This is a genomic window from Gordonia neofelifaecis NRRL B-59395, from assembly GCF_000192435.1.
In the GTDB taxonomy this organism is placed as follows: Bacteria; Actinomycetota; Actinomycetes; order Mycobacteriales; family Mycobacteriaceae; genus Gordonia; species Gordonia neofelifaecis.
In genome coordinates, this window is sequence record NZ_AEUD01000014.1 from 23,741 (window position 1) to 44,880 (window position 21,140).

A 21,140-nucleotide genomic window follows, 5' to 3' on the forward strand; every position below is an offset into this window, starting at 1 on the left:
GCGCTTGTGCCGTTGATCGTGACCCGCTCGTGGTCACGATCAACGGCACAAGGTGTTTCCGGGGCCTCAGCCGATCTGCAGTTCGCCCATCGCATCCCAGCCGTCGCCGTCGACCTGCCGCGAGATGATCTTCGGTGTCGACACCAGGTGCGGACGCATCGACTCCAGGCCCTCGGCGAAGTGCGCACTGGAGACATGCGGTCCGGCACCGTCATCAGTGAAGGCTTCGACGAGGACGTACTCAGCCGGGTCCTCGAGGCTGCGCGACCACTCGAACCACAGGTTGCCGGGCTCGGCGCGGGTCGCCGCGGTGAACTCCGCGACGATGTCCGGGAACTGGTCGACGCTGTCGGGCTTCACTTGGAATTTGACGACGATGAAGTACATGCCGCCATTCTGCCCGACCTCCGTCGCACGGAGCGGTCAGCCGATCGCTGTACCCATCAGCGAGCCGATCCCGTAGGTGACCGCCATCGCGAGACCGCCACCGATTACCATCCGCAGGGTCGGCCGCCACGGCGACGACTGCCCGAGGTAGGCGCCCAACACTCCGGTCGCGGCGAGCGCGACGAGCACCGCGACCACTGCGACCGGAATGCGCCATGGCGCCGACGGCAACAGGATCGCGATGAGCGGCAGCAGCGCTCCGGCGGTGAACGCCACCGCTGACGAGGCGGCTGCCGCCCAGGGATTGGCGAGCTCGTGCGGGTCGATGCCGAGCTCGGCCTCCGCGTGCGCGCCGAAAGCGTCGTGCTCGGTCGCCTCGATCGCCGCCTGGCGCGCCGTCTCGGCCGACATCCCCTTCGCCACGTAGAGGCCCGTCAACTCGTCGAGCTCCTCTTCGGGCTGATGCTTGAGTTCCCACTTCTCCTTTGCGAGCAGAGCCGCCTCGGTGTCTCGCTGAGTGCTGACCGAGACGTACTCGCCGAGCGCCATCGACACGGCACCGGCCGCCAGTCCCGCGACACCCGCGGTGAAGATCGGCCCGCGCTCCGCGGTCGCCGCCGCGACGCCGACGACGATGCCCGCGGTGGAGACGATTCCGTCGTTGGCGCCGAGCACCCCGGCCCGCAGCCAGTTCAGCTTGCCGGCCAGCGCCCCGATGTGCGGCTCGTCCGGATGTCCGCCCAACGTCTCAGATGCGCTGTCACTGGTCATCTGTCCATCATCGTCACAGGTCAGCGATGCGGCAAGCAAGGTTTGGCGTAGCTGCCTTCACCGATCCTGTGAGCGTGGCCGACCGGGCTGCCCATGCCGTTCCCAGCCCGTACATTCTCTCCCATGGACACAATCAACGGATTGCCCGCGCACCCCCTCCTGGTGCATTTCGTGGTCGTCGCCGTTCCGGTCACCGCTCTGGTGGCCATCGCCATCGCGGTCTGGCCGAAGGCCCGCACCGCTCTCGGCGTCTTTCCCGCGATCCTCGCGCTGGTCACCCTGATCGCGGTGCCGATCACCACGACGGCGGGCGAATCCCTGGAGAAGAAGGTCGGTTCCACGCCGCAGCTCGAACATCACACCGAGTTGGGCGACGAGCTGATCTTGACCGTCGGACCGCTGTTCGGCCTGATGGCACTGCTCTACCTGCTTCAGCTGCCAGTCGTGACCGATCGACTTCCGTTGTCGGAAAAGGTGATCGGATGGATCGACATCGCCGCGCGAGTGGCGACGGTCGCCGCCGCGATCGCCGCGATCGTCATGGTGTTCCTCGTCGGTGAGAGCGGTGCTCGGGCGGTGTGGGGCGGCTGAGCCCCGACAGTCCGGCGATCAGTAGTTGCGCACATACATGGGCGCCAGGTACCAGCCCTGGTCACCATAGGCGGTGATCATGTAGGCGTAAGGCCGGATGTGGTCACCGCTGTACAAGGGCACTCGCCACCAGGTCACGGCCTGCGCGGGGACCCCCGCCTCCTTGCCGTGCACCACCCGACGCACCAGCTGTTCCAGGTCACGTCCGGTTCCGCTGTTGATCACGGCGAGCTCGGGCGACAGGAACTGCGGGAGATTTCCCGGGCACCCGACCGTCTTCGGGCAGAGATGTCCGCGGACGTACGCGGGTCGGCCGGGCTGACTCGACGTTCCGGGGAGCGGTTTGCCGCTGACCGTCGGACCGCCGAGCGCATCTCCGTCCTCGGTCAGGTGCGCCACCAGTGCGGTCTGCCTGCCGAGCGAGTCGAGCGGTCCGGCGAAGATTCGCGTGCTCCCGTGCACGACGACCACCGGAGCGCTGTTTCCGATCGCGTCGCCGAGTCCGGGCGTGTAGAGCTCGAAGCTCAGGCCCTGCGAGTTCGCCGCGGCGATGTCGGTCAGGGCCGGGCTCGTGATGGCCGACCACGCGTACGACAGTGCGGTCATCTGTTCCGGGCTCATACCCGGGCCGATCGCATTGGTCGGCGCCGGCGTCCAACGGAATGCGTTGGGACCGCTGGTGATCGAGTTCGGCAGCGTCGCGGGCTGCAGATTGCTCGGACCGTAGCTCTGCGCCGGGCTGTACGACTGCGCGCCGATCTCCTTCCCGAGCTGCGTGATCACCTGCGCCATCGGGGAGAGATCGACCGTCGGCTGTGCGGGTTTGGACACCGACGCGGTCGGCCCCGCCTGGGCGGCGGGTGGCGGTGCGGGCAACGTCGGTTTCGGCGCGGAGGGCGGAGTCGGAACTCTCGGGGCCGGGACCTGAGGTGCTGGAGCTTGAGGTGCTGGAGCTTGAGGTCCTGGAACCTGGGGTGCGGGGGCTTGAGGAGCCGGCGCCGAGGGCGCCTTCGGCGCCGGTCCGGATCCCTTGATGTCAGGGATCCTGACCGAGATGCCGCAGCTCACACCCTGCGCTTCGAGCGCGGCGATGGCCGCCATCAACGCTGACTTCTCCGCAGCGAGCTCCGCGGCATTCAGGTTGTACGCGATCTGAGCGGCCGTCCCGCCCGCCGCAGCGGCGGGCGCGGCCGCGTTGTGCGCGAGGATCCGGGCGTTGAGCTGTGTCACCTGTGCGGCGATCGCGGCCGCCTCGGCGTTCACGGCGGCGCACGTCACCGGATCCGCCGCAGCGACCGGCACCGCGCTGTGCACCAGTCCCGCAGCACTGAGGGTCACGGCGGCAGCCATGGCTGCCAGACGAATAGATTTGGGCCGCAAGGTGTTCCCCTTAGATCAACAGTCCGATATCGAATCGCAGCCATACTCCCAGCGCACCGGCGGACACGCCATCTGCCGTCCGCCGACCGAATGACCCGTCCGCCGCGACGCGCAGTCAGCGAAAAGACTTGTGCCGTATTCCGTTACCCGAATCGGGTAACGGAATACGGCACGAGTCGGTGCGGAGCCGGACTACTAGATCGGCATCAGGTAGTGCTTGCGCGGGTTCCGCAGCACCTGCTTGTCACGGAGCTGTGCGAGCGCCTTGCGGAGCTGCAGGCGGGTCTGCGCGGGTTCGATCACCGCGTCGACGTAGCCCTTCTCCGCCGCGAGGTACGGCGTGGCCATCATCGCGTTGTAGAACGAGATGAAGTCCTGGCGCACCTTGTCGGCGTCGTTGGCCGACAGGCCCTCGGTCTGTCGACGGGTGAGAATCGCCGCCGCAGACTCCGCGCCCATGACGGCGATCTTGGCCGTCGGCCACGCGAAGTTGATGTCGGCGCCGAGCTGCTTGGAGCCCATCACCGCGTACGCGCCACCGTAGGCCTTGCGCAGCACCACGGTGATCTTGGGGACGTCCGCCTCCACGTACGCGTACAGGAACTTGCCCGACCGCCGGATGGTGCCCTTCTGCTCCTCGACGAGTCCGGGCAGGATGCCCGGGGTGTCGACGAGGAAGATCAGCGGGATGTTGTACGCATTGCAGATGCGCACGAAGCGGGTCGCCTTCTCGGACGAGTCGGTGTCGATGGTGCCCGCCATCACGCTCGGCTGGTTGGCGACGATGCCGACGCTGCGACCGTCCACGCGGGCGAAACCGGTCAGGATGTTCGGCGCGAAGAGCTCGCCGACCTCGTGGAAGGCACCGTCGTCGAACAGACGGATGATGATGTCCCGCATGTCGTAGCCGGCGTTGTCATTGTCGGGCATGAACTCGTTGAGGCTCAGATCCGACTCGGTGATCTCCGGCTCGAGGCCCGGGTTGATGACCGGCGGCTGCTCGTGCGCGCTCGACGGCATGTACTGCAGGTACTCGCGCACCCACTCGAAGGCGGCGGCCTCGTCGGGGGCGATGTGGTGGATGTTGCCCCACCGTGCCTGATTGTGGGCGCTGCCGAGGTCCTCCGCCGAGATCTCCTCGCCGGTCGTCTGCTTGATGACGTCCGGACCGGTGACGAACATGTAGCTCTTGTCCTCGACCGCCACCAGGATGTCGGTGTTGGCCGGCGTGTAGACGGCACCGCCCGCGCACTTGCCCAGGATCACCGAGATCTGCGGCGCCAGACCCGAGAGCAGGTCGTTGCGGCGGCCCATCTCGGCGTACCAGGCGAGCGAGGTGACGGCGTCCTGGATGCGCGCACCCGCGGAGTCGTTGATGCCGACCATCGGGCAGCCGAGCTTGCCCGCCCATTCCATCAGCGCCGACACCTTGCGACCGAACATCTCGCCGACGGTGCCGCCCATCACGGTCTGGTCGTGGCTGAACGCCGCGACCGGACGACCGTGCACCAGGCCGTGGCCGGTGACCACACCGTCGCCGTAACCGGTCTCGCCGGCGCCCGGCATCTTGGCGAGCGCTCCGACCTCGACGAAGGTGCCGGGATCGAACAGCAGTTCCAGCCGGGCACGTGGCGAGAGGATGCCCTTCTTGGCGCGCTTGGCGATCGCCTTCTCGCCGCCGGGCTCCTTCGCCAGTTCCAGCTTCTCGCGCAGGTCGGCGAGCTTGGCAGCAGTCGTGTCACTCACTCCGTGCGCCCTTTCCGTCACTTCTCGGTCTTGAGGTCGGCCATGCGGCGAGTCAGGTCTGCTCCGACCTTCGCGACGTAGGGCTCATCGACGATAGCCAGATGGTCGCCGCCGATGTGGATGATCTCGAGATCGTCGACCACCTCGCCCCAGCGACCGTCCTCATCGATCTCGGCCCACTGCGGCTCCAGTTCGATCGCGCCGTCGTGCATCTTGTCGGCGCGGTAGAGGACCACCTTGCCGTCGTACTTCGACGGATTGATCTCGGTCAGCGCGCGGTTGTCGAGGAACGACGTCCGCTGATGCTCGATGATGCCGCCGGGGATCTTGGTGCCCGACATCGACATCATCTCGGTGATGATCGCGAACTGCTCGTTGTCGTCGGCGGCGACCAGCCGGTCCATCGGGATCGGCACGTCCTCGTCGAGTCCGTAGGTCTTGATCGCGAACGCCTTCCACCGCTCCAGACGCGCCCGCTTGTTCTCCGGCGTGTCGGGAACGTCCTGGCTCGGACGCACGACGTCGATCAGTCCGACGAACGCGATCTCCTCGCCCTGCTCGCGGAGCAGCTGCGCGGCGCCGTACGCCAGCGCACCGCCGAGGGACCAGCCGACCAGCACGTACGGACCGTGCGGCTGCACCTCGCGCAGGCGCGGCATGTACTCCCGGACCCGCTCCTCGATGGTGCCCTCGACGCGGTCGAAGCCGATCACCGGCTGATCCTCCGGCAGTCGCTTGAGCAGCGCCTCGTACGCCGAGGTGTTGCCGCCCGCCGGGTGGAACACGAGCATCGGCGTCGGGTCGCCCGCGGTGGTTTCGAAGGTGTGCTTCGACTTGCCGTCGGCGTCCTTCGGCACCTGCAGGAACCGGAGGAAGCCGTCGATGTCGGCCGAGGCCTCCATGTGCTGACGGACGTAGTTCGACAGCTCCTCGATGGTCTCCGAATCGAGCACGTCCTCGACGTCGATCTCGCCGCCGGTCCGCTCGTTCAGCCGTTCGGTGAGCTTCTCCGCAGTGTCCTCGTCGAGCACCGGGAGCTTGTTGAACACGCCGCCCGCCGACTTGCCCGTGACGACCGCGTAGACGCCGTACGCCAGGCGCTCGGCCGCATCACGCGGCGGGACGTCCGTCCCCGCGGCCTCCGCCACCGACGCCTGGTCGGTGATGGTGGGGGCCGGGGTGGCTGGGGTGATGTCGGCGTCTGGGGCTGGGGATCTCGATGCGCTCGGTCGCTCCGCTCCCTCGCTTACTCGATCAGCCTGAGGAAGGTCAGCATCCGCAGCCTGAGGAAGGTCAGCGTCCGCAGCCTGAGGAGTCTCAGCGACCTCAACCTGCTTTGAAGGCTCCGGCGCCTGGGGCGCCTCCGCTTTCAAAGCATCCTTCGCCAGTTCTTCGTCGATGTAGGCGTTCAGCGCGGCGGTGTCGAGCTCGCCGCCGTCGGCCGAGTTGTTCAACTCGTCGAGCTGATCGCGGTGCGTGACCGCGAAGGCGACGAACTTCTCGACGTCGGAGAGGTTGGCCTGACGCATCGCCTGCAGCTGGAGCTGCGGGATCTCGAACTCGTACTCGACGCGGTTCTTGATGCGGACCGCCATCAGCGAGTCCAGCCCCAGCTCGATCAGCGGGATCTCGCGCGGCAGGTCCTCCGGGTCGTAACCCATGGACTCACCGACGATCACTGCCAGACGGTCGCCGACGCTCTCACCCGAGTCCGGACTCCAGCGATTGCCGATGTCCTCGACCACCTCGTCCTCGACCACCAGCTTCTCGTCGACGAAGCCTGAGGCCTTCGCGGCATCCGCGGCGGTCTGTGTCCCCGCAGCATCGACCGCGGGCGCACCCGCGACCGGCGCACCGGTGACCGCCGCCTGGTAGACCAGCGCGAAACCACCCTGCGGTCCGGCGTGGACACTGATCGCGGCGCCGCCCGGATGGCGGGTGAGCGTGGTGGTCACGGTGCCGTCGGCGGGGAACTCACCGCTCGCCTCCACCGCGGCGATCGCCGCGTCGGAGCCGAGCACCTGCTTCGCCGCGGCGAGTACCAGCTCCCGCGGATCGACGACCGCGGACGAGTTGACCTCCCACGCGTGCCTGCCGTCGGGGAGTGCGACGTGCGCACCGGGAATCGAGCCCGCGCCCGAGCCGGAGGCGATCGTCGCGTCGATCCAGTACGGCTTGCGCTCGAAGCGCGTGCGCGGAATGTTCGCGAAACGCTGGTCCGGTCCGCTGCCGAACAGTGAGGCGACGTCGACCGGGTGGCCGTGCACGTAGAGCTTCATCAGCGCGTTGACCAGGCCGTAGCTCTCGTCCTCCTTGCGCCGGAGGGTCTCGATGAGCTCGGCGTCGTGAACGCCCGCGCCGAAGGTGGTCGCGGCGACCGAGATCAGCACCGCCGGGTTCGGCGACAGCTCGACGAACGTACGGTGACCGGCCTCCACGGACTTCGCGATGGCCTGGGCGAACCAGACGCTGTGCCGCAGTCCCTTCAGGTAGTACTCGATCGTGAAGACGTCGGGCGTGCCCGGGCGGTAGAAGGTCTCGCGATCCACCGAGCTGTAGACGCCGTACTTCAGTCGCTGCGGCTCGATGCCGGTGATCTCGTACGACAGCTCGCCGAGCAGCGGGTCCATCTGCGACGTGTGGCTGGCGCCCTTGGTCTGCAGCTTGCGGCCCAGCTTGCCCTCGGCCTCGGCGCGCGCGACGATCGCATCCACCTGCGGGCCCGGCCCACCGATGACGGTGTGCGTCGGGGCCGCATAGACGCAGATCTCCAGATCGGGGTAGTCGACCAGGACGTCGTTGATGTCGTCGGCGCTGTATTCGACCAGCGCCATGAACCGCACGGCGTCGCCGGTCAGCATCGCCTCGCCCTCGCCCATCAGGCGCGAGCGCTGGCAGATCACGCGGGTCGCGTCCTCCAACGACAGCCCGCCGCTGATGTACGCGGCCGAGGCCTCACCCATCGAGTGCGGCACCAGCACGCCGGGCTCGGCGCCATAATGACGCATGGTGTCGGCGAGCGCCACCTGGATGGTGTAGATGCCGATCTGCGCGGTCTCGATCTCGTAGGTCCGGGCGTCGTCGAGGAAGATCTCGACCATCGAGTAGCCCAGCTCGCGCTGGATGTACTCGTCGACGCGATCGGCGTACTTCGCGAACACCGGGTTCTCCGTGTACAGCTGCTTGGCCATCTTGCGGTGCTGCGAACCGAAGCCCGACAGCAGCCAGACGGCCGACGCCGCATCCGGCGAGTCGCAGGTGTAGACGAACGGGAGCGCCTTGCCGTCGGCGACGGCACGCATGCCCTTGACCGCGTCCTCGTGGGTCCGCGCCATCACGACGGATCGGGTACGACCGTGGTTGCGATGGGCCAGCGCGCGACCGATCTGGACCAGCGGCGTCTGCTTGCCCTCGTCCGACTCCAGCCATTCGACGAGGTCGGCCGCGGCCTTGCGCCGGCGCGAGGCCAGGAAGCCGGAGATCACCAGCGGCACCACGGCGCCCTCGACGGCGGCGGGCGCGAAACCGTCCGCCGGATCCACCGGAGGGGCCTCCGCGACGACCGGTGCCTTCTTCGCCTGCGCCGCGAGCACGGCCCGCTCGGCCTCGGTCAGGTAGTCGTCGTCATCGTCGAATTCATCGACGACAGGGGCCTGCGCCGCCACCTCGACCGGCGCCTGCGCGGCGTCGTCGTAGTCGGACGGCAGCACCTCGCGGACGACGATGTGCGCATTGGTTCCGCCGAAGCCGAAACCCGAGACACCGGAGATCGCGTGGCCGGAGTAGCGCGGCCAGTCGGTCGGTTCGGTGATCACGCGCAGGTTCGTGGCCTCGAACTGAATGTACGGGTTGGGTCCGACATAGTTCAGCGACGCGGGCAGCCGGTCGTTCTGCAACGACAGCACGACCTTCGCGAGCGCGCCCGCGCCGGCGGCCGACTCCATGTGGCCGAAGTTGGTCTTGGCCGAGCCGAGCAGCATCGGCGCGTCGCCGGTGCGGCCGCGGCCGACCACGCGGCCGAGGGCGTCGGCCTCGATCGGGTCGCCGAGCACGGTGCCCGTACCGTGCGCCTCGACGTAGTCGACGGTGCGCGGATCGATCGCGGCGTCGGTGTACGCCGAACGCAGCACCTCCACCTGCGCCTCCGGGTTGGGCGCGAAGATGCCGTTGGACCGGCCGTCGGAGTTCACCGCGGAACCGGCCACCACCGCGAGCACGGTGTCGCCGTCGCGGCGGGCGTCGGCCATGCGCTTGAGGACGAACACGCCGCCGCCCTCGGCGCGGATCATGCCGTTCGCGTCCGACGAGAAGGCCTTGATCCGGCCGTCCTCGGCCTGTGCGCCGATCTGGTCGAAGCCGAGCGTGGCGGCCGGTGTGATCAGCATGTTGACGCCGCCGGCGACGACGACGTCGGAGTCGCCGTTCCGCAGGCTCCGCACGCCCTCATGCACGGCCACCAGGGATGACGAGCACGCGGTGTCGATCGCGAGCGACGGTCCGTGGAAGTCGAAGAAGTACGACACCCGGTTGGCGATGATCGACGTCGCCGTGCCGGTGAGGGCGTACGCCGCCGTCTCCGACGCACCTTCGCCGAGGCCGAGTGTCGCCAGCATCTGGTAGTCGTTGGTGGAGGTGCCCATGAAGACGCCCACCTGTCCGCCGCGCAGGTCGCTCGGCGGGATGTGTGCGTGCTCGAGCGCCTCCCACGTCAGTTCCAGAGCGAGGCGCTGCTGCGGGTCGACGTTCTCGACCTCGCGGGGGCTCATCTGGAAGAAGTCGGCGTCGAAGCCCTTGACGTCGTCCAGATAGCCGCCGTGGACGTTGCCGTTCTCGATGGCCTCGGCCAACCGCGGATCGGCCTTGAACTCCAGCCAGCGGTCGTCGGGCAGATCGCTGATGCCGTCGGAACCGCCGATCAGCGCCTCCCACGTGGACTCCGGGGTGTTCCCCGCCTTCGGGAAGCGGGTCGCGAGACCCACGATCGCGATGTCGTCGTCGGCGGACCGTTCGCGTTCCCAGAACCGGTCGGCCTCGACGTCGAGACCGGCGTCCGGGTCGCCCTCGATCACGCGCTTGGCGAGCGACGCGATCGTCGGATGGGTGTAGACGACCGTCGCGGTGAGCACGACACCCGTCTTGTCCTCGACGTCCGCGGCCAGCGCCACGGCGTCGCGGGACGACAGTCCGAACTCCTCCATGGGCCGATCGACGGAGATGTTGTCCGCGGGCTGCCCGGTCGCCTCGGCGACCCAGGCTCGCAGCCAGTCGCGCAGATCTTCGACGGTCAGATCGCCGACGGTCTCGCCGTTCGAGCCGGCGTTCTCCGTCGATGCAGTGTTTTCAGTTTCAGACATCAGGTCCAGCCTACCGATCACGTTAATCGTTATAAGAGCGTGTCATAGCAAACAGGCCCGGTACGTCACGTCGTGACATACCGGGCCTGCCGCTGTCTCATGCGTCCGCGTCGGGGAATGCCGTCTGCTGGTAGCCACCGCGGAGGGTTCCGTCGATGTATGCCGCCTTGGTGGCGCGCCGGGCGATCTTGCCGCTCGACGTACGCGGGATCGACCCCGCGGGCACCAGGAGCAGGTCGCGGACCATCACTCCGTGCCGACCGGCGACCGCGGCGCGGACGATGTCCGCGATCTCCTGCGGATCGCTCCGGCGGCCCGGACCGCGCTCGGCGACGACCACCAGCTGCTCGGACGCGTCGTCGGCGTCGTATGTGAGACCGCTGTGACCGTTCTCGAAGACCTCACGCGGGAGTTGGTTCGACGGCACCGCGAATGCGGCGACGAAGCCCGGGCGCAGCGCGGGGCTGGCCTCCTGCGCGCTGAACTCGAGATCCTGCGGGTAGTGGTTGCGGCCGTCGACGATCACCAGGTCCTTGACGCGGCCGGTGATGTACAGCTCGCCGTCGTACCAGACGCCGAAGTCGCCGGTCCGCATCCAGCGGTTGTCGTCGGGTGCACCCTCGGCGTGGCTGCCGGTCGGGAGCATCTTGGCGACGGAGTTGTGGAACGTGGCGACGGTCTCCTCGTCCTTGTTCCAGTAGCCCTCGCCGATGTTCATGCCATTGAGCCAGATCTCGCCGACACGGCCGTCGGGCTGCTCCTCACCGGTCTCCGGGTCGACGATCACGGCCCACTGACTCAGCGCCACCTGACCGCACGAGACCTGCGCGACGGCGCCCTCGGCGTCGGCGTCGACGGGCACGAACTCACCCTGGTTCAGCTTGTCGCGGTCGACGTAGTTGATCAGCGCCTCGTTGTCGCGCTGGGTGGCCGACACGAACAGCGTGGCCTCGGCCATGCCGTAGCAGGGCTTGATCGCCTTCGGCGACAGTCCGTAGGGCGCGAACGCCTCGTTGAACTTGCGCATCGAACTGACGGTGACCGGCTCGGAGCCGTTGATCAGACCGATCACGTTCGACAGGTCGAGCGACTCGCCCTCGTGCGGCAGTCCGCGGGCGGCGGCGTGCTCGTAGGCGAAGTTGGGTGCCGCCGCGTAAGTCGGGGCGTGATCGTCGACCGCCGCGAGCTCACGGATCCATCGCCCGGGCCGGCGCACGAACGCCTGCGGGCTCATGATCGTCACGTACCGTCCGCCGAGCGCCGGGAGGATGACCGTCAGCAGGCCCATGTCGTGGAACATCGGCAGCCAGGTGACGCCGCGCGCGTTCCGGTCGATCTCGATGGTGTCGTAGATCTGCAGGCAGTTCGCGGCGACGGCCTCGTACGTGATCTCGACGCCCGCGGGCACGCGAGTGGAGCCCGAGGTGTACTGCAGGTACGCGACGGAGTCGAGGCTGTTGCGGTCGGCGACCGGCGGAACCCAGGTCGCCCCCACCGAGTCCGGCACTGCGTCGACGGCGATGACGCGCGGACGATCCTTGGCCGGGCGGTCGGAGAAGAAGTCGCGGACGGCCTCGGCCGACTTCGTCGAGGTCAGGATCGCCGACGGCTGACAGTCCGCGAGGACCGCGACCAGACGATCGGTGTGTCCCGGCTCGTCGGGGCTGAACAGCGGCACCGCGATGTTGCTCGCGTAGAGCGAGGCGAAGAAGCCGATCACGTACTCCAGCGACTGCGGAGCGAGGATCGCCACGCGATCGCCCGGCTGCGTCACCTGCTGCAGTCGTGCGGCGACGGCGCGCAGCCGCTTGCCGAACTGCGCCCAGGTGAGGTCGATCCGCTCACCGTCGCGCTCGCGGCTGAAATCGAGGAACCGGTAGGCCAGGGTGTCGGCCTGTTCCCGCACGTTGCGCTCGACGTAGTCGACCAGCGTCACGTCATCTTCGAAATGAAGGTTGCCGGTCTCGTCGAGGAACTGCTCGAACTCGGTATTCAGCATCCAATAACTCCTGTACCCGCGCTGTTATGCGCGGTCTCCATCACTTGATCCGCACGCGTCCACCCTCGGCACACCCCTGCCGCGTCCCCCCGAACGTACGAAAACCTCGGTTAGTTTACTCTCCCCGCAGAAGCGGGATGACGGGCGCGAAGGCGTCCATCTGCGTCGGGAATACTCCCACGTAACTCATCGTGGTCCGGCGTCGGACCTCGCGAATCTGCTCGGCGATCTCCTCGAAGCTGCCGAAGGCCAGGTACGGCGACGACAGGATGTCGTCGACGGACAGCTCCACGTCCCGCTCGATGTTCGGCGGGTACCCCTGCTCCAGGGCCTTGAGCGCCATCTCCGCGGTGGCCACGCGGTCGTCGGTGACGACGATGGTCGCGATGGTCCAGTTCAGCTCGATCTGGTCGAACCTCTCGCCCGCGGCCTGCCGGATCCGGTCGACGCGCTCGATCGTCTTCTCGATCGTCATGTCCGACAACCGGAGCTTGCCCTCGCGGGTGGTGCCGGTCGCCACCGAGATGATGTCGGCGTGCTTGGCCGCCAGCGCCAGCATCTTCGGCCCACCGCCGCCGACCGCGATCGGCGGTCGTGGCCCCTGACGCGGCCGCGGCGAGCCTTCGAGTCCCTTGATCTGGTAGAACTCGCCGTCGAAGTCGACTGTCTCGCCGCGCATCAGCCGGTCGAGGATCGTCAGCGCCTCGTCGAGCTTGCGGATGCGCTCACCGGGCGTGCCGAACTCGATGCCCGCCTTGTCGAACTCCTCCTTCATCCAGCCCGAGCCGATGCCCAGTTCCAGGCGGCCCTTCGACAGCACGTCGATGGTGGTGGCCTCCTTGGCCAGCACCGCCGGGTGACGGAAGCCGTTGGCCAGGACGGATGTCGCGAGCCGGATGGTGCTGGTGGCCTGGGAGAGTGCCCCGAGCGCCGCGAGCGGACCCACCTGGTTGCCCATGTGATCCGGGATCGCGAAAGTGTCGTACCCATACTCTTCGGCAGTCTGGGCGAGCTTGACGAACTTGCGGGCGCCGCCCTCGTCCTTGTTGCCCTCGCCACCCGCGCCGAACCGGAACTTCCGAAGTCCGTCGGCGTCATGCGTCGACGAGTCTTTGGCAGTCGTCACGAAGCGTTCTCCTCATAGGTCTGCGGTCCGCCACACGGACCCCAACCCGAGAAGGTTAACGCAGGCAGGCCCGTGACCCAAGCTGACCGGCACCGATACCGACCAAGGTCTGTGGCCGCCGTCTCGTCATTCACTCGTGGGACGGGTGCGGAGCACCCTCGATCAGCTTCGACGACCACGCGTACATCCACTGCGTCGCACTCTGTCCGCTGTCGGACTTCCAATAGCGAGTCGTCGCGTACATGGCGTGTACCGGGTTGTTCGCCGCGTTCGCCAGCTGGCTGATGGCGTTGAGCGGGTTGGTGACCGTCGGCGAGTCGCAGATGAGGTCGCCAGGGGCGCAGATCGAGTACGTCCGGTCGGTGAGGTCGCCGAACCCGCCGCTGCGGGCCCCCGACATCTCGATGCCCGGAACCAGGCTGCCGAAGCCGCCCAGGGCGACTTCTGCTCCGACGCCGGGCGGACTCGGCGGGACGTCGTGCTGGCCTCCCGGCTGACGACGGCCGTCGGCGATCAGACCGACGCCCAGAACCAGATCCTGGTCGGCTGCGGGGATCGGCCCGCGTCCGTTGCCGATATCGCCCGCGATGTCGCCCGCGATGACGGCACCCTGAGAGAAGCCCATCAGGACGTAACGCGTGAGCGGGCAGTGCTCATGGGTCTTCTGCAGCTTCGCGTTCGCCCGGCGAGTGCCCTGCGCACGCGAATCGTTGTACGTGGCTTGGCGATCGGCGAGATTCGTCGGATTGCGGAACTGCGCCTTGTACGGAACCGTGTAGACCTCGGTGCGGGCCGTCGGAAACTCGTTCTCGAGCTGCGAGGACACCTTCAGCATCAGCGACTTCGGGTTCGCGGTGGGGTTGTACGGATCGTCTTTCGCGCTCGACTCCCACGTCCCCGGGATGACCAGGGTCAGCACGTCCGGACAGTCGGCGGGCTGCGCCTGCGGCCGGTTCTCCGGCTGCGTCGTGGTGGCGGGTCCGGTGCCCGGACCGGGCGGCGGGGGCGGCGGCTTGAGCGACTGATAGATCAGGAATCCGATCAGCAGCGCAGCGATCAGCGCCAGCACCAGAACGATCAACAGCAGCCGCCCGATTCGGCGGCGCTTCAGCACAGGTTCTTCTCTGCCGCGGCGATGACCTTGTCGGACTTGGTATTGGCCTCGGCGTCACTCTTGGTCATCGGACCGATCGCGGCCCGCACATAGGCCTTCACCAGCATCGGGTCGGCCTTCTGCGTCTTGGCGTCGCACACGTAGTGCCCCATGGTCAACGCGACGTTGTTGTCGTCGTCGCCCATGAACGAGACGTTCTGCTTCTTCAGGTCCGAGAGGTAGGCCTTGTCCTTGTCGCTCAGCTTGATCCCGCTGGGCGGCGGCGAGCCGCCGGGGAAGTTGGCCGGAGGCGTGGTGGTGGCGTTCGGCTTGGTGTCCGGCGGCGACACCGCGGCCTTGGACGCGCCGTCCGCGGCCTGCTTGGAGGCTTCCGACGAGACCGACGCCTTGCTCGAGTCGGTACCGGGCATCGTGGTGGTCGTGACTGGCTCGGTGCCGATCGGAGCGCTGGCAGTCGACGAATCGCTGCACGCGGTGAGCGCTCCCACCGCTACGGCGAGGGCGCCCGCCGCGGCGGCGATCCGGATGTACTTGGCAGTCATGACGGCCAGCCTACCGCCGCCATTGCGGGCTTCCCGCCACGCAAAGGGGTTTACCTGCGAAGACATGGCAATTCCTCAGACGAAACTCAGACAGCGGCACTGGGACGGTCGGGCAGGTCACTCGACCCGCGCGCCGCCCTGCGGGGTCCAGGTGATCTTGCCGCGTTCGAAGGTGTTGAATTTGACCCCGTCGCGACCGGTCATCTCATCGCTGGTCGGCAGGCCGAGGCGGTCGGCGGCCGGAACGTAGGCGCCGCCGATGGCACCGCCGACGACCTTCGGTCCCTGCGGTCCGGTGAAGATCCGTCCGTTGCGGAAGTCCTGCGCCGCGCCGCCCGGAACCGGGTACTGCGGGGTGAGGCAACCGCCGAGGTCCTTGATCTGGGGCGCCTTCTTGAAGGCGTCACCGACCTGGCAGGCCACCTTGTCGCTGCCGAGGCCGAGGGCGCCGGCGGCCTGCGGCCACGCCTGAGCCATCTCGAACTCCCAGTACGGCCAGGTGTGGGTTCCGGACGGCCGGTACACGGCCTGCCCCGGGATGCCGAGCTTGTTCAGCCGGGCGGCGAACTGCTGACTGGTGATCCGGGAGAGCACCTCGAGGCCGACGCCGGAGTAGTTGGTGGCCAGCAGCGGGATGTCGGACGGCTTGTCGTGCGGGCCGACGACGCCGTTGCCCGACGAGACGTAGAGGCTGGTGCCGCGGAGCTTGTCGGCCAGCACGTACGGATCGTGTTCCTTCCACGCCGGGTCGGTCGGCGGTCCGAACATCTTCATCGAGTCGTAGCCGCCGCCGTCGCGCAGCGCGAACTGGACTGCCTGCGGCATTCCGTAGGACGACATCTGCAGGATGCCCGAGAACGACGCGGCGAACTTGTAGAAGCCGGGGTTCCGTGCGGCGAGCATCATCGCCGCGGAGCCACCCATCGACAGCCCCTCGATCCCGCGCACATCCGTCGAGCGCCACTGGCCCTCGAGAATCGGCGGCAACTCGTGGATGAGGAACGTCTCCCACTGGTAGTTCTTGCCGCGGTCGGGCTCCTTCCAGTCCGTGTAGAAGCTCGACTCACCGCCGACCGGCAGCGCCACGTTGACGTTCTTGTCCTGGTAGAACTGCTCGGCGTTCGTGTTGATCAGCCAGCCGTTCTGATCGTCCTGCGCGCGCAGGCCGTCGAGCATGGTCAATTGCGGGAACTTGGCTCCCGGGTTCGAGAACCAGTCGCGGGCCAGCAGCAACTGCACCTGGATGTCGGTGTTCATCGCGGGCGAATGCACCCACAGCGCCACGCGGTGCGCGCTGTACCAGTACGTCTTGGTCACGGTCGCCGGCGGAGCGGGCTTGGCCGGCGGCGTCTTGGCCGCAGGCTTCGCCGGTGCGGGCTTGTCGGTCTTCGGCTTGGGTGCGGGCTTGGCCGGCGCCTGCTGGGTCGGCTTGGGCGCAGGGTCGGCCAGCGCCGGGCCGGCTCCGGCCGCGACCAGGGAAACGGCCACCGCGACACTCGCCGCGCCACGCCTCGCGGCGGTCGTCTTGGTCCAGATCTTCACTGCGTGCTCCTCCACAAGTCCCGGCTGTAGCCGCTGGCTCCGCGGGTAGAAAACACGGAGCGCCTCCCGTGCTTTCTACACGGGAACCGCACCGAGTTGTGCGCGCCACGCTGTGACGCGTGTGAATTTTGTGACTGGAGTTTCTCATTGGAACCTGAGAAAAGACTGAGCCGCGACATCGTCGAAACGATGTCGCGGCTCAGATGTCGCGGCTCTGCAGGACGGCCTCGAGGAGGCCGGCCGTCAGATCAGTTGAAGAACCCGCGGGCCTTCGCGTTCCAGAGCATGTCGCTCCAGTAGCCCCAGGCATGGGTGCCGTTCGCGGAGTAGGACATCACCGGGACGCCCTGGACGAATGCGGCAGCCTCGAACGCCTTGGCCTGGGCGAACGCCAGAAGCTCCAGCGGGGTGCCCTTGAACAGGTCGTCGAAGGTGTTCTGCGGGTAGTTGTAGCGACCGAAGAATCCGTTACCCGAGCCGACGAAGACCTTCAGGCCATGCATGCGGTTGATGAGCATGAACGGATCGTTGGCCGTCCAGCGCGGGCTCCACGGCGGGCCCCACATCGCATCGACGTTCCACGGTGCGGGCTCGACGTCGAGCATCGCCAGACGCAGCGCGGTGCGCATGCCGGGCGCCGACAGGGTCAGGTAACCCGAGAGCGAGCCGGCCGCGTAGTAGAGATCACGTCGCTGAGCCGCGTGGGTCAGAGCGGCGCCGCCGCCCATCGACAGGCCCATGATCGCGTACTTGCCGCCCTTGCTGGCGAAGCCCTTGCTGCGCAGCGCGGGAACCAGACGCTTGTCGAGCACGCAGCCCCACTTGTAGGCCTTGCGCTGACCGTTGAAGTTCGACGGCGCGTCCCAGTCGGTGTAGAAGCTCGCCGGACCACCGACGGGCATGACGACGTTGACGCCGCGGTCGGCCATCGCGCGAGCGTTGGTCTCGATGTCCCAGCCGCTGCGGTCGTAGCGCGCACGCATACCGTCCAGCAGGATCACGGTGCGGGTGTTGCCCGGCTTGCGCCAAGCCTGAACCTTCACCTGACCGGGGGCCATCGACTTGTTGCCGAAGGCACCGTTGGTCGGCATGCCGCAGGCGTCGATCCAGAACCCCGCGTACGACGCGGCACTGGCCTGTCCGGCGCCGATCGCGGTGCCCATCAGGCCCATGGCAGTGAGCACTGCGACGAGGACCGCGGTGAACCGGCGATGGCCGGCCTGCGGTTTGCTCTTAGCTACGCGCATTGACTGCATTCTCCCTAACTCTGCTTCTGCGTTCACATACAACCCTCAGGCTGTGTGCGAACCTCTGCGGCACGCATGGGTGCCGTCCGTTGACGTCACATAAGTCACATCTGCAACCAGATAGAGCGAGCCTATTAGACTCACCTACCCTCACCAAACCCTGTGACCGCAATCACAAGCAGGTGCTGGCGCACCGTGCACGGCCTCCGCAAGAGCTCTCACCTTTGCTTCGACCACGACGTGTCTATCGTGCAACCGAAGCTGGACGTTACCGTTTCGATACCTGTGATGCCACTCGGTGAGACCGAACTGACACGTCGCCGTCTCAGGATTGCCCGAACAGAACCTCAGCCCTCACTCAGGCCCGGCGGCATCTGCAGTCCGCAGCGCTGAATCTCGTACTTGGGCTCACGAGCGATCCGGTAGCTGTTGAACTCAGCGGCCTCTCGGAGGTTGTGCCGGAACCGAGCGAACGACCACGTGCCCTTGTACGAGGCGAACCGCGCCTGTGTCATCGGACAGGTCAGTGCGACCTTCGCCATCTTCACGTCGTCGCGATCGATGAACGCCGGGAAGCCCGAGACACTGCCGCTCTCGGCGACCACCCACTCGGTCGGCAGATGCTTGTCGTGGCCGATGCGTCCATCGGTCAGTCGCGGCGTATGCGCGGCCAGCGGGTACGCGAGGCCCATCTGATCGACCACGCGGACGTTCAGAGGCGCGTTCATGCTCGTCATGCCCAGATTGAGGAAGTAGACCGTCGTCTCACGCGGAATGCCCGGCGCCAGATGCTTCGGCAACGGCGCGACGTACCACTCGTCGAAGTTCGCCGACGGCAGGATCACCCCGCCGCCTTCGGCCTCCGTCTCGTGGATCTTCTCGACCATCGCCCGCATGCGCGGGTACTCGAGGTAGTCCTCCGCGGTGACGGGATTCTCATTGCCCATGTTCGTGACGTAGAACCGCCGCTCGTCGACGATGCCGTCACGCCCGATGTCCATGCCGGCGTTCGGCAACACCGTCTGATTGACGGCCACTCCCCACCACACGGTGGTGATGAACCCACCGAGCAGGAGCAGACCGGCCACCAGCTGGTAGCGCGAGCGTCTGGTCGACAGCGTGGCCGGAACGGTCACCGGAATCACCATCACCGGAAGCAGCAGGATGAACAGCGGAGCCAGCAGCACGCGGCCGTGCATGAAGTCGCCGCCCTGACGGAGCCAGTAGAGGCCGAGAATCAGGCCGGCCACCACGACGGTGGCGACGACGGCGTTCTGCGACTGCACCCGGTCGACCATCGTCGACCACGCCCGGCGCGCGCGCGAGGAGAAGGAGTGCGGATCCGCGTCGATCACGTCGTGCGTTGCGGTCGACGCACCGGACTCGGTCCGGCGGTCGCGTCGGGTCAGGTACGAGCCGACGGCGAGCACGACCCCGATCACCACGGCGACGATCACCGGCAGCAGCAGGGTGTACGGGCTGAAGAGATTGTCGAGGTACGCGAAGCCCTGCTGCCACTTGGAGCCGCTCGCGTCCTTGGCGATCGCCGGGTTCGGGACCAGCACCGCGTAGTAACCCATCCGGAAGATCTGGTAGCCGACGGGCACTGCGCCCGCGACGACGACCATGGCCACGCGCATGCGCCAGCCGATCCGCGAGACGAACAGCACGAGCAGCACCAGGGCACCGAGGATGGTGATCTCGGGCCGGATCAGCGGTGCGATTCCCGCGGTGAAGGTCAGTGCGAGGAACGCGGCCCGAGACCGCGCGCTGCGATCGCCCGGATCACGACGGCCCCAGGCCAGGAACTGACACCACAGGGCAGCGATCCAGAAGATCACCATGCCGTTCTCGAGCCCGGAGGTGGCGAAGTCGCGCGCGGGCGGGATGACGATGTAGATGATCGAGCCCAGCGGCAGCAGCAGGGTGATACCGGGGCCGAGCACGCGGCGGCCGTACAGGCGGGCGGTGCCGTACATGGCCAGCGGCAGCGCGGCCACCGACAGCACCAGCGCGACCCACAGGGCGACGTACTCGGTGTGTTCCGCGCCGGTCACCCAGCTCCAGAACCAGATCAGGTAGGTCCACGCGGTCGAGGTGTTCGCCTCCACGCGCTCGCCCGCGTTGAAGACCGGTCCGTTGCCCGCGAGCAGGTTCCGCACGGTGCGCAGCACGATCAGGCCGTCGTCGGCGATCCAGCGGCGCTGCCAGGCGCCGATCGCGAACAGCACGGTGACCGCGATCGCGCCGATCGAGAAGCTCGCGATCGGCGCGATGAGGTGGCGGCGGCCTGGCCGCGAATCGGCGGGAGCCGGGTCCTCGGCCGGCGGTTCGGCGACGTGATCGTCGTCCGACTCGTCCGAGACGATCGGGATCAGCGCCGTCACATCGTCGGGGTGGGAGGTCGAAGAGCTCTCGTCAGACCGGGACATAGACCGCAACACCCACCAGGACGACCCACGCCACCGCCAGGAACTGCAGGACCCGATCGCCCAGGGCGATGTCCTCCGGCTCGCCCGCCTGGCCACCGTCGACGTCGACGGCGTAGCGGAGGATCGCGACGGTGAACGGCACCATCGAGATCGCGTAGTAGACGTTCTGCGAGTGAATGCCGTCGAAGGCCCACAGGCCGTAGCAGAGCACCACGGCGGTGGCCGAGAGCGTCCACACGAACCTCAGGTAGGTGGTGGTGTAGTACTCGAGAGACTTGCGGATCTTGGCGCCCGTGCGCTCGGCGAGCTGCAGTTCGGCGTACCGCTTGCCCGCCGCCATGAACAGCGAACCGAAGGCCATGACCAGCAGGAACCACTTCGACAGGTCGATCTCGGCGGCCACGCCACCGGCGATCGCGCGCAGCAGGAAGCCCGAGGAGACGATGCAGATGTCGACGACGGCCTGATGCTTCAGGCCGAAGCAGTAACCCAGCTGGACGGCCAGATACACGGCGATGGTGACGGCCGTCTGCCAGTTCGCGATGAACGAGACCCCGATCGATCCCGCGGCGAGGATCACCGCGAGCACGAATGCGAGGTTGCGCGGGACCACGCCCGCGGCGATCGGGCGGAAGCGCTTGGTCGGGTGCTGACGATCGGCCTCGACGTCGAGGGCGTCGTTGATCAGATAGATCGACGACGCGACCATGCAGAACGCGACGAAGGCGACGCCGACGTTGAGCATCCGCTCGGAGTCCTTGAGGACTTCGGTTCCGGCGGCCAGCGGTGCAGCCAGCACCAGGACGTTCTTCACCCACTGACGCGGGCGGAGCGCCTTGATCAGACCTGTCGCCAAGTTCTTCGGCGGACCGGGGACGCCGTGCTCGATCGGCTCCTCACTCATCGGTG

The 21,140-nt window shown here is 67.6% G+C and carries 14 protein-coding genes; 1 reads left to right on the plus strand and 13 read right to left on the minus strand.

Annotated elements, in window-relative coordinates; genetic code table 11:
* Positions 1 to 66 precede the first annotated feature (66 nt).
* Both SCNU_RS15005 and SCNU_RS15010 read right to left on the minus strand, forming a co-directional pair.
* Positions 67 to 387: a putative quinol monooxygenase gene (locus tag SCNU_RS15005; protein ID WP_009680240.1), complete on the minus strand. Its 321-nt coding sequence runs from the start codon at positions 385 to 387 to the stop codon at positions 67 to 69.
* A 36-nt stretch (positions 388 to 423) separates the two neighbouring features.
* Positions 424 to 1,158 carry a VIT1/CCC1 transporter family protein gene (locus SCNU_RS15010; protein WP_009680241.1) on the minus strand — a complete coding sequence of 245 codons (735 nt, stop codon included), beginning with the start codon at positions 1,156 to 1,158 and terminating at the stop codon, positions 424 to 426.
* A 123-nt stretch (positions 1,159 to 1,281) separates the two neighbouring features.
* Between SCNU_RS15010 and SCNU_RS15015 the strand changes: the two genes are divergently transcribed.
* A complete protein-coding gene (locus SCNU_RS15015) occupies positions 1,282 to 1,749 on the plus strand; it encodes a DUF2231 domain-containing protein (RefSeq protein WP_009680242.1) in 468 nt (155 codons plus the stop codon).
* Positions 1,750 to 1,767: 18 nt separating this feature from the next.
* On the opposite strand, the gene SCNU_RS15020 is transcribed toward SCNU_RS15015, so the two are convergent.
* From SCNU_RS15020 to SCNU_RS15070, 11 genes are all read right to left on the minus strand, one after another.
* Positions 1,768 to 3,099 (minus strand): hypothetical protein, encoded by a 1,332-nt coding sequence (locus SCNU_RS15020; RefSeq protein WP_009680243.1) that lies wholly within the window; start codon positions 3,097 to 3,099, stop codon positions 1,768 to 1,770.
* Between the two features lie 225 nt (positions 3,100 to 3,324).
* Complete coding sequence (locus tag SCNU_RS15025; protein WP_009680244.1) at positions 3,325 to 4,875, minus strand: acyl-CoA carboxylase subunit beta; 1,551 nt, start codon at positions 4,873 to 4,875, stop codon at positions 3,325 to 3,327.
* 17 nt (positions 4,876 to 4,892) lie between these two features.
* Positions 4,893 to 10,229 carry a polyketide synthase Pks13 gene (pks13, locus tag SCNU_RS15030; protein ID WP_040518592.1) on the minus strand — a complete coding sequence of 1,779 codons (5,337 nt, stop codon included), beginning with the start codon at positions 10,227 to 10,229 and terminating at the stop codon, positions 4,893 to 4,895.
* A gap of 97 nt (positions 10,230 to 10,326) precedes the next feature.
* Positions 10,327 to 12,228, minus strand: a complete 1,902-nt coding sequence (gene fadD32 / locus SCNU_RS15035; protein WP_009680246.1) for a long-chain-fatty-acid--AMP ligase FadD32 — start codon at positions 12,226 to 12,228, stop codon at positions 10,327 to 10,329.
* Positions 12,229 to 12,343: 115 nt separating this feature from the next.
* A complete protein-coding gene (locus SCNU_RS15040) occupies positions 12,344 to 13,354 on the minus strand; it encodes an LLM class F420-dependent oxidoreductase (RefSeq protein WP_009680247.1) in 1,011 nt (336 codons plus the stop codon).
* A gap of 130 nt (positions 13,355 to 13,484) precedes the next feature.
* Positions 13,485 to 14,468 carry a cutinase family protein gene (locus SCNU_RS15045; RefSeq protein WP_009680248.1) on the minus strand — a complete coding sequence of 328 codons (984 nt, stop codon included), beginning with the start codon at positions 14,466 to 14,468 and terminating at the stop codon, positions 13,485 to 13,487.
* Entirely contained in the window at positions 14,462 to 15,010 is a 549-nt protein-coding gene (locus SCNU_RS15050; protein WP_009680249.1) for a DUF732 domain-containing protein, read from the minus strand. The genes SCNU_RS15045 and SCNU_RS15050 overlap by 7 nt, the downstream gene beginning before the upstream one ends.
* A 117-nt stretch (positions 15,011 to 15,127) precedes the next feature.
* Positions 15,128 to 16,552, minus strand: a complete 1,425-nt coding sequence (locus tag SCNU_RS15055; protein WP_009680250.1) for an alpha/beta hydrolase-fold protein — start codon at positions 16,550 to 16,552, stop codon at positions 15,128 to 15,130.
* Between the two features lie 248 nt (positions 16,553 to 16,800).
* Positions 16,801 to 17,799 carry an alpha/beta hydrolase gene (locus SCNU_RS15060; protein WP_009680251.1) on the minus strand — a complete coding sequence of 333 codons (999 nt, stop codon included), beginning with the start codon at positions 17,797 to 17,799 and terminating at the stop codon, positions 16,801 to 16,803.
* A gap of 347 nt (positions 17,800 to 18,146) precedes the next feature.
* On the minus strand, positions 18,147 to 20,231 hold the full coding sequence (locus tag SCNU_RS15065) for an arabinofuranosyltransferase AftB family protein (protein WP_238526457.1): 2,085 nt from the start codon (positions 20,229 to 20,231) through the stop codon (positions 18,147 to 18,149).
* Positions 20,218 to 21,135, minus strand: a complete 918-nt coding sequence (locus SCNU_RS15070) for a decaprenyl-phosphate phosphoribosyltransferase (protein WP_009680253.1) — start codon at positions 21,133 to 21,135, stop codon at positions 20,218 to 20,220. The genes SCNU_RS15065 and SCNU_RS15070 overlap by 14 nt, the downstream gene beginning before the upstream one ends.
* Positions 21,136 to 21,140: the final 5 nt, after the last annotated feature.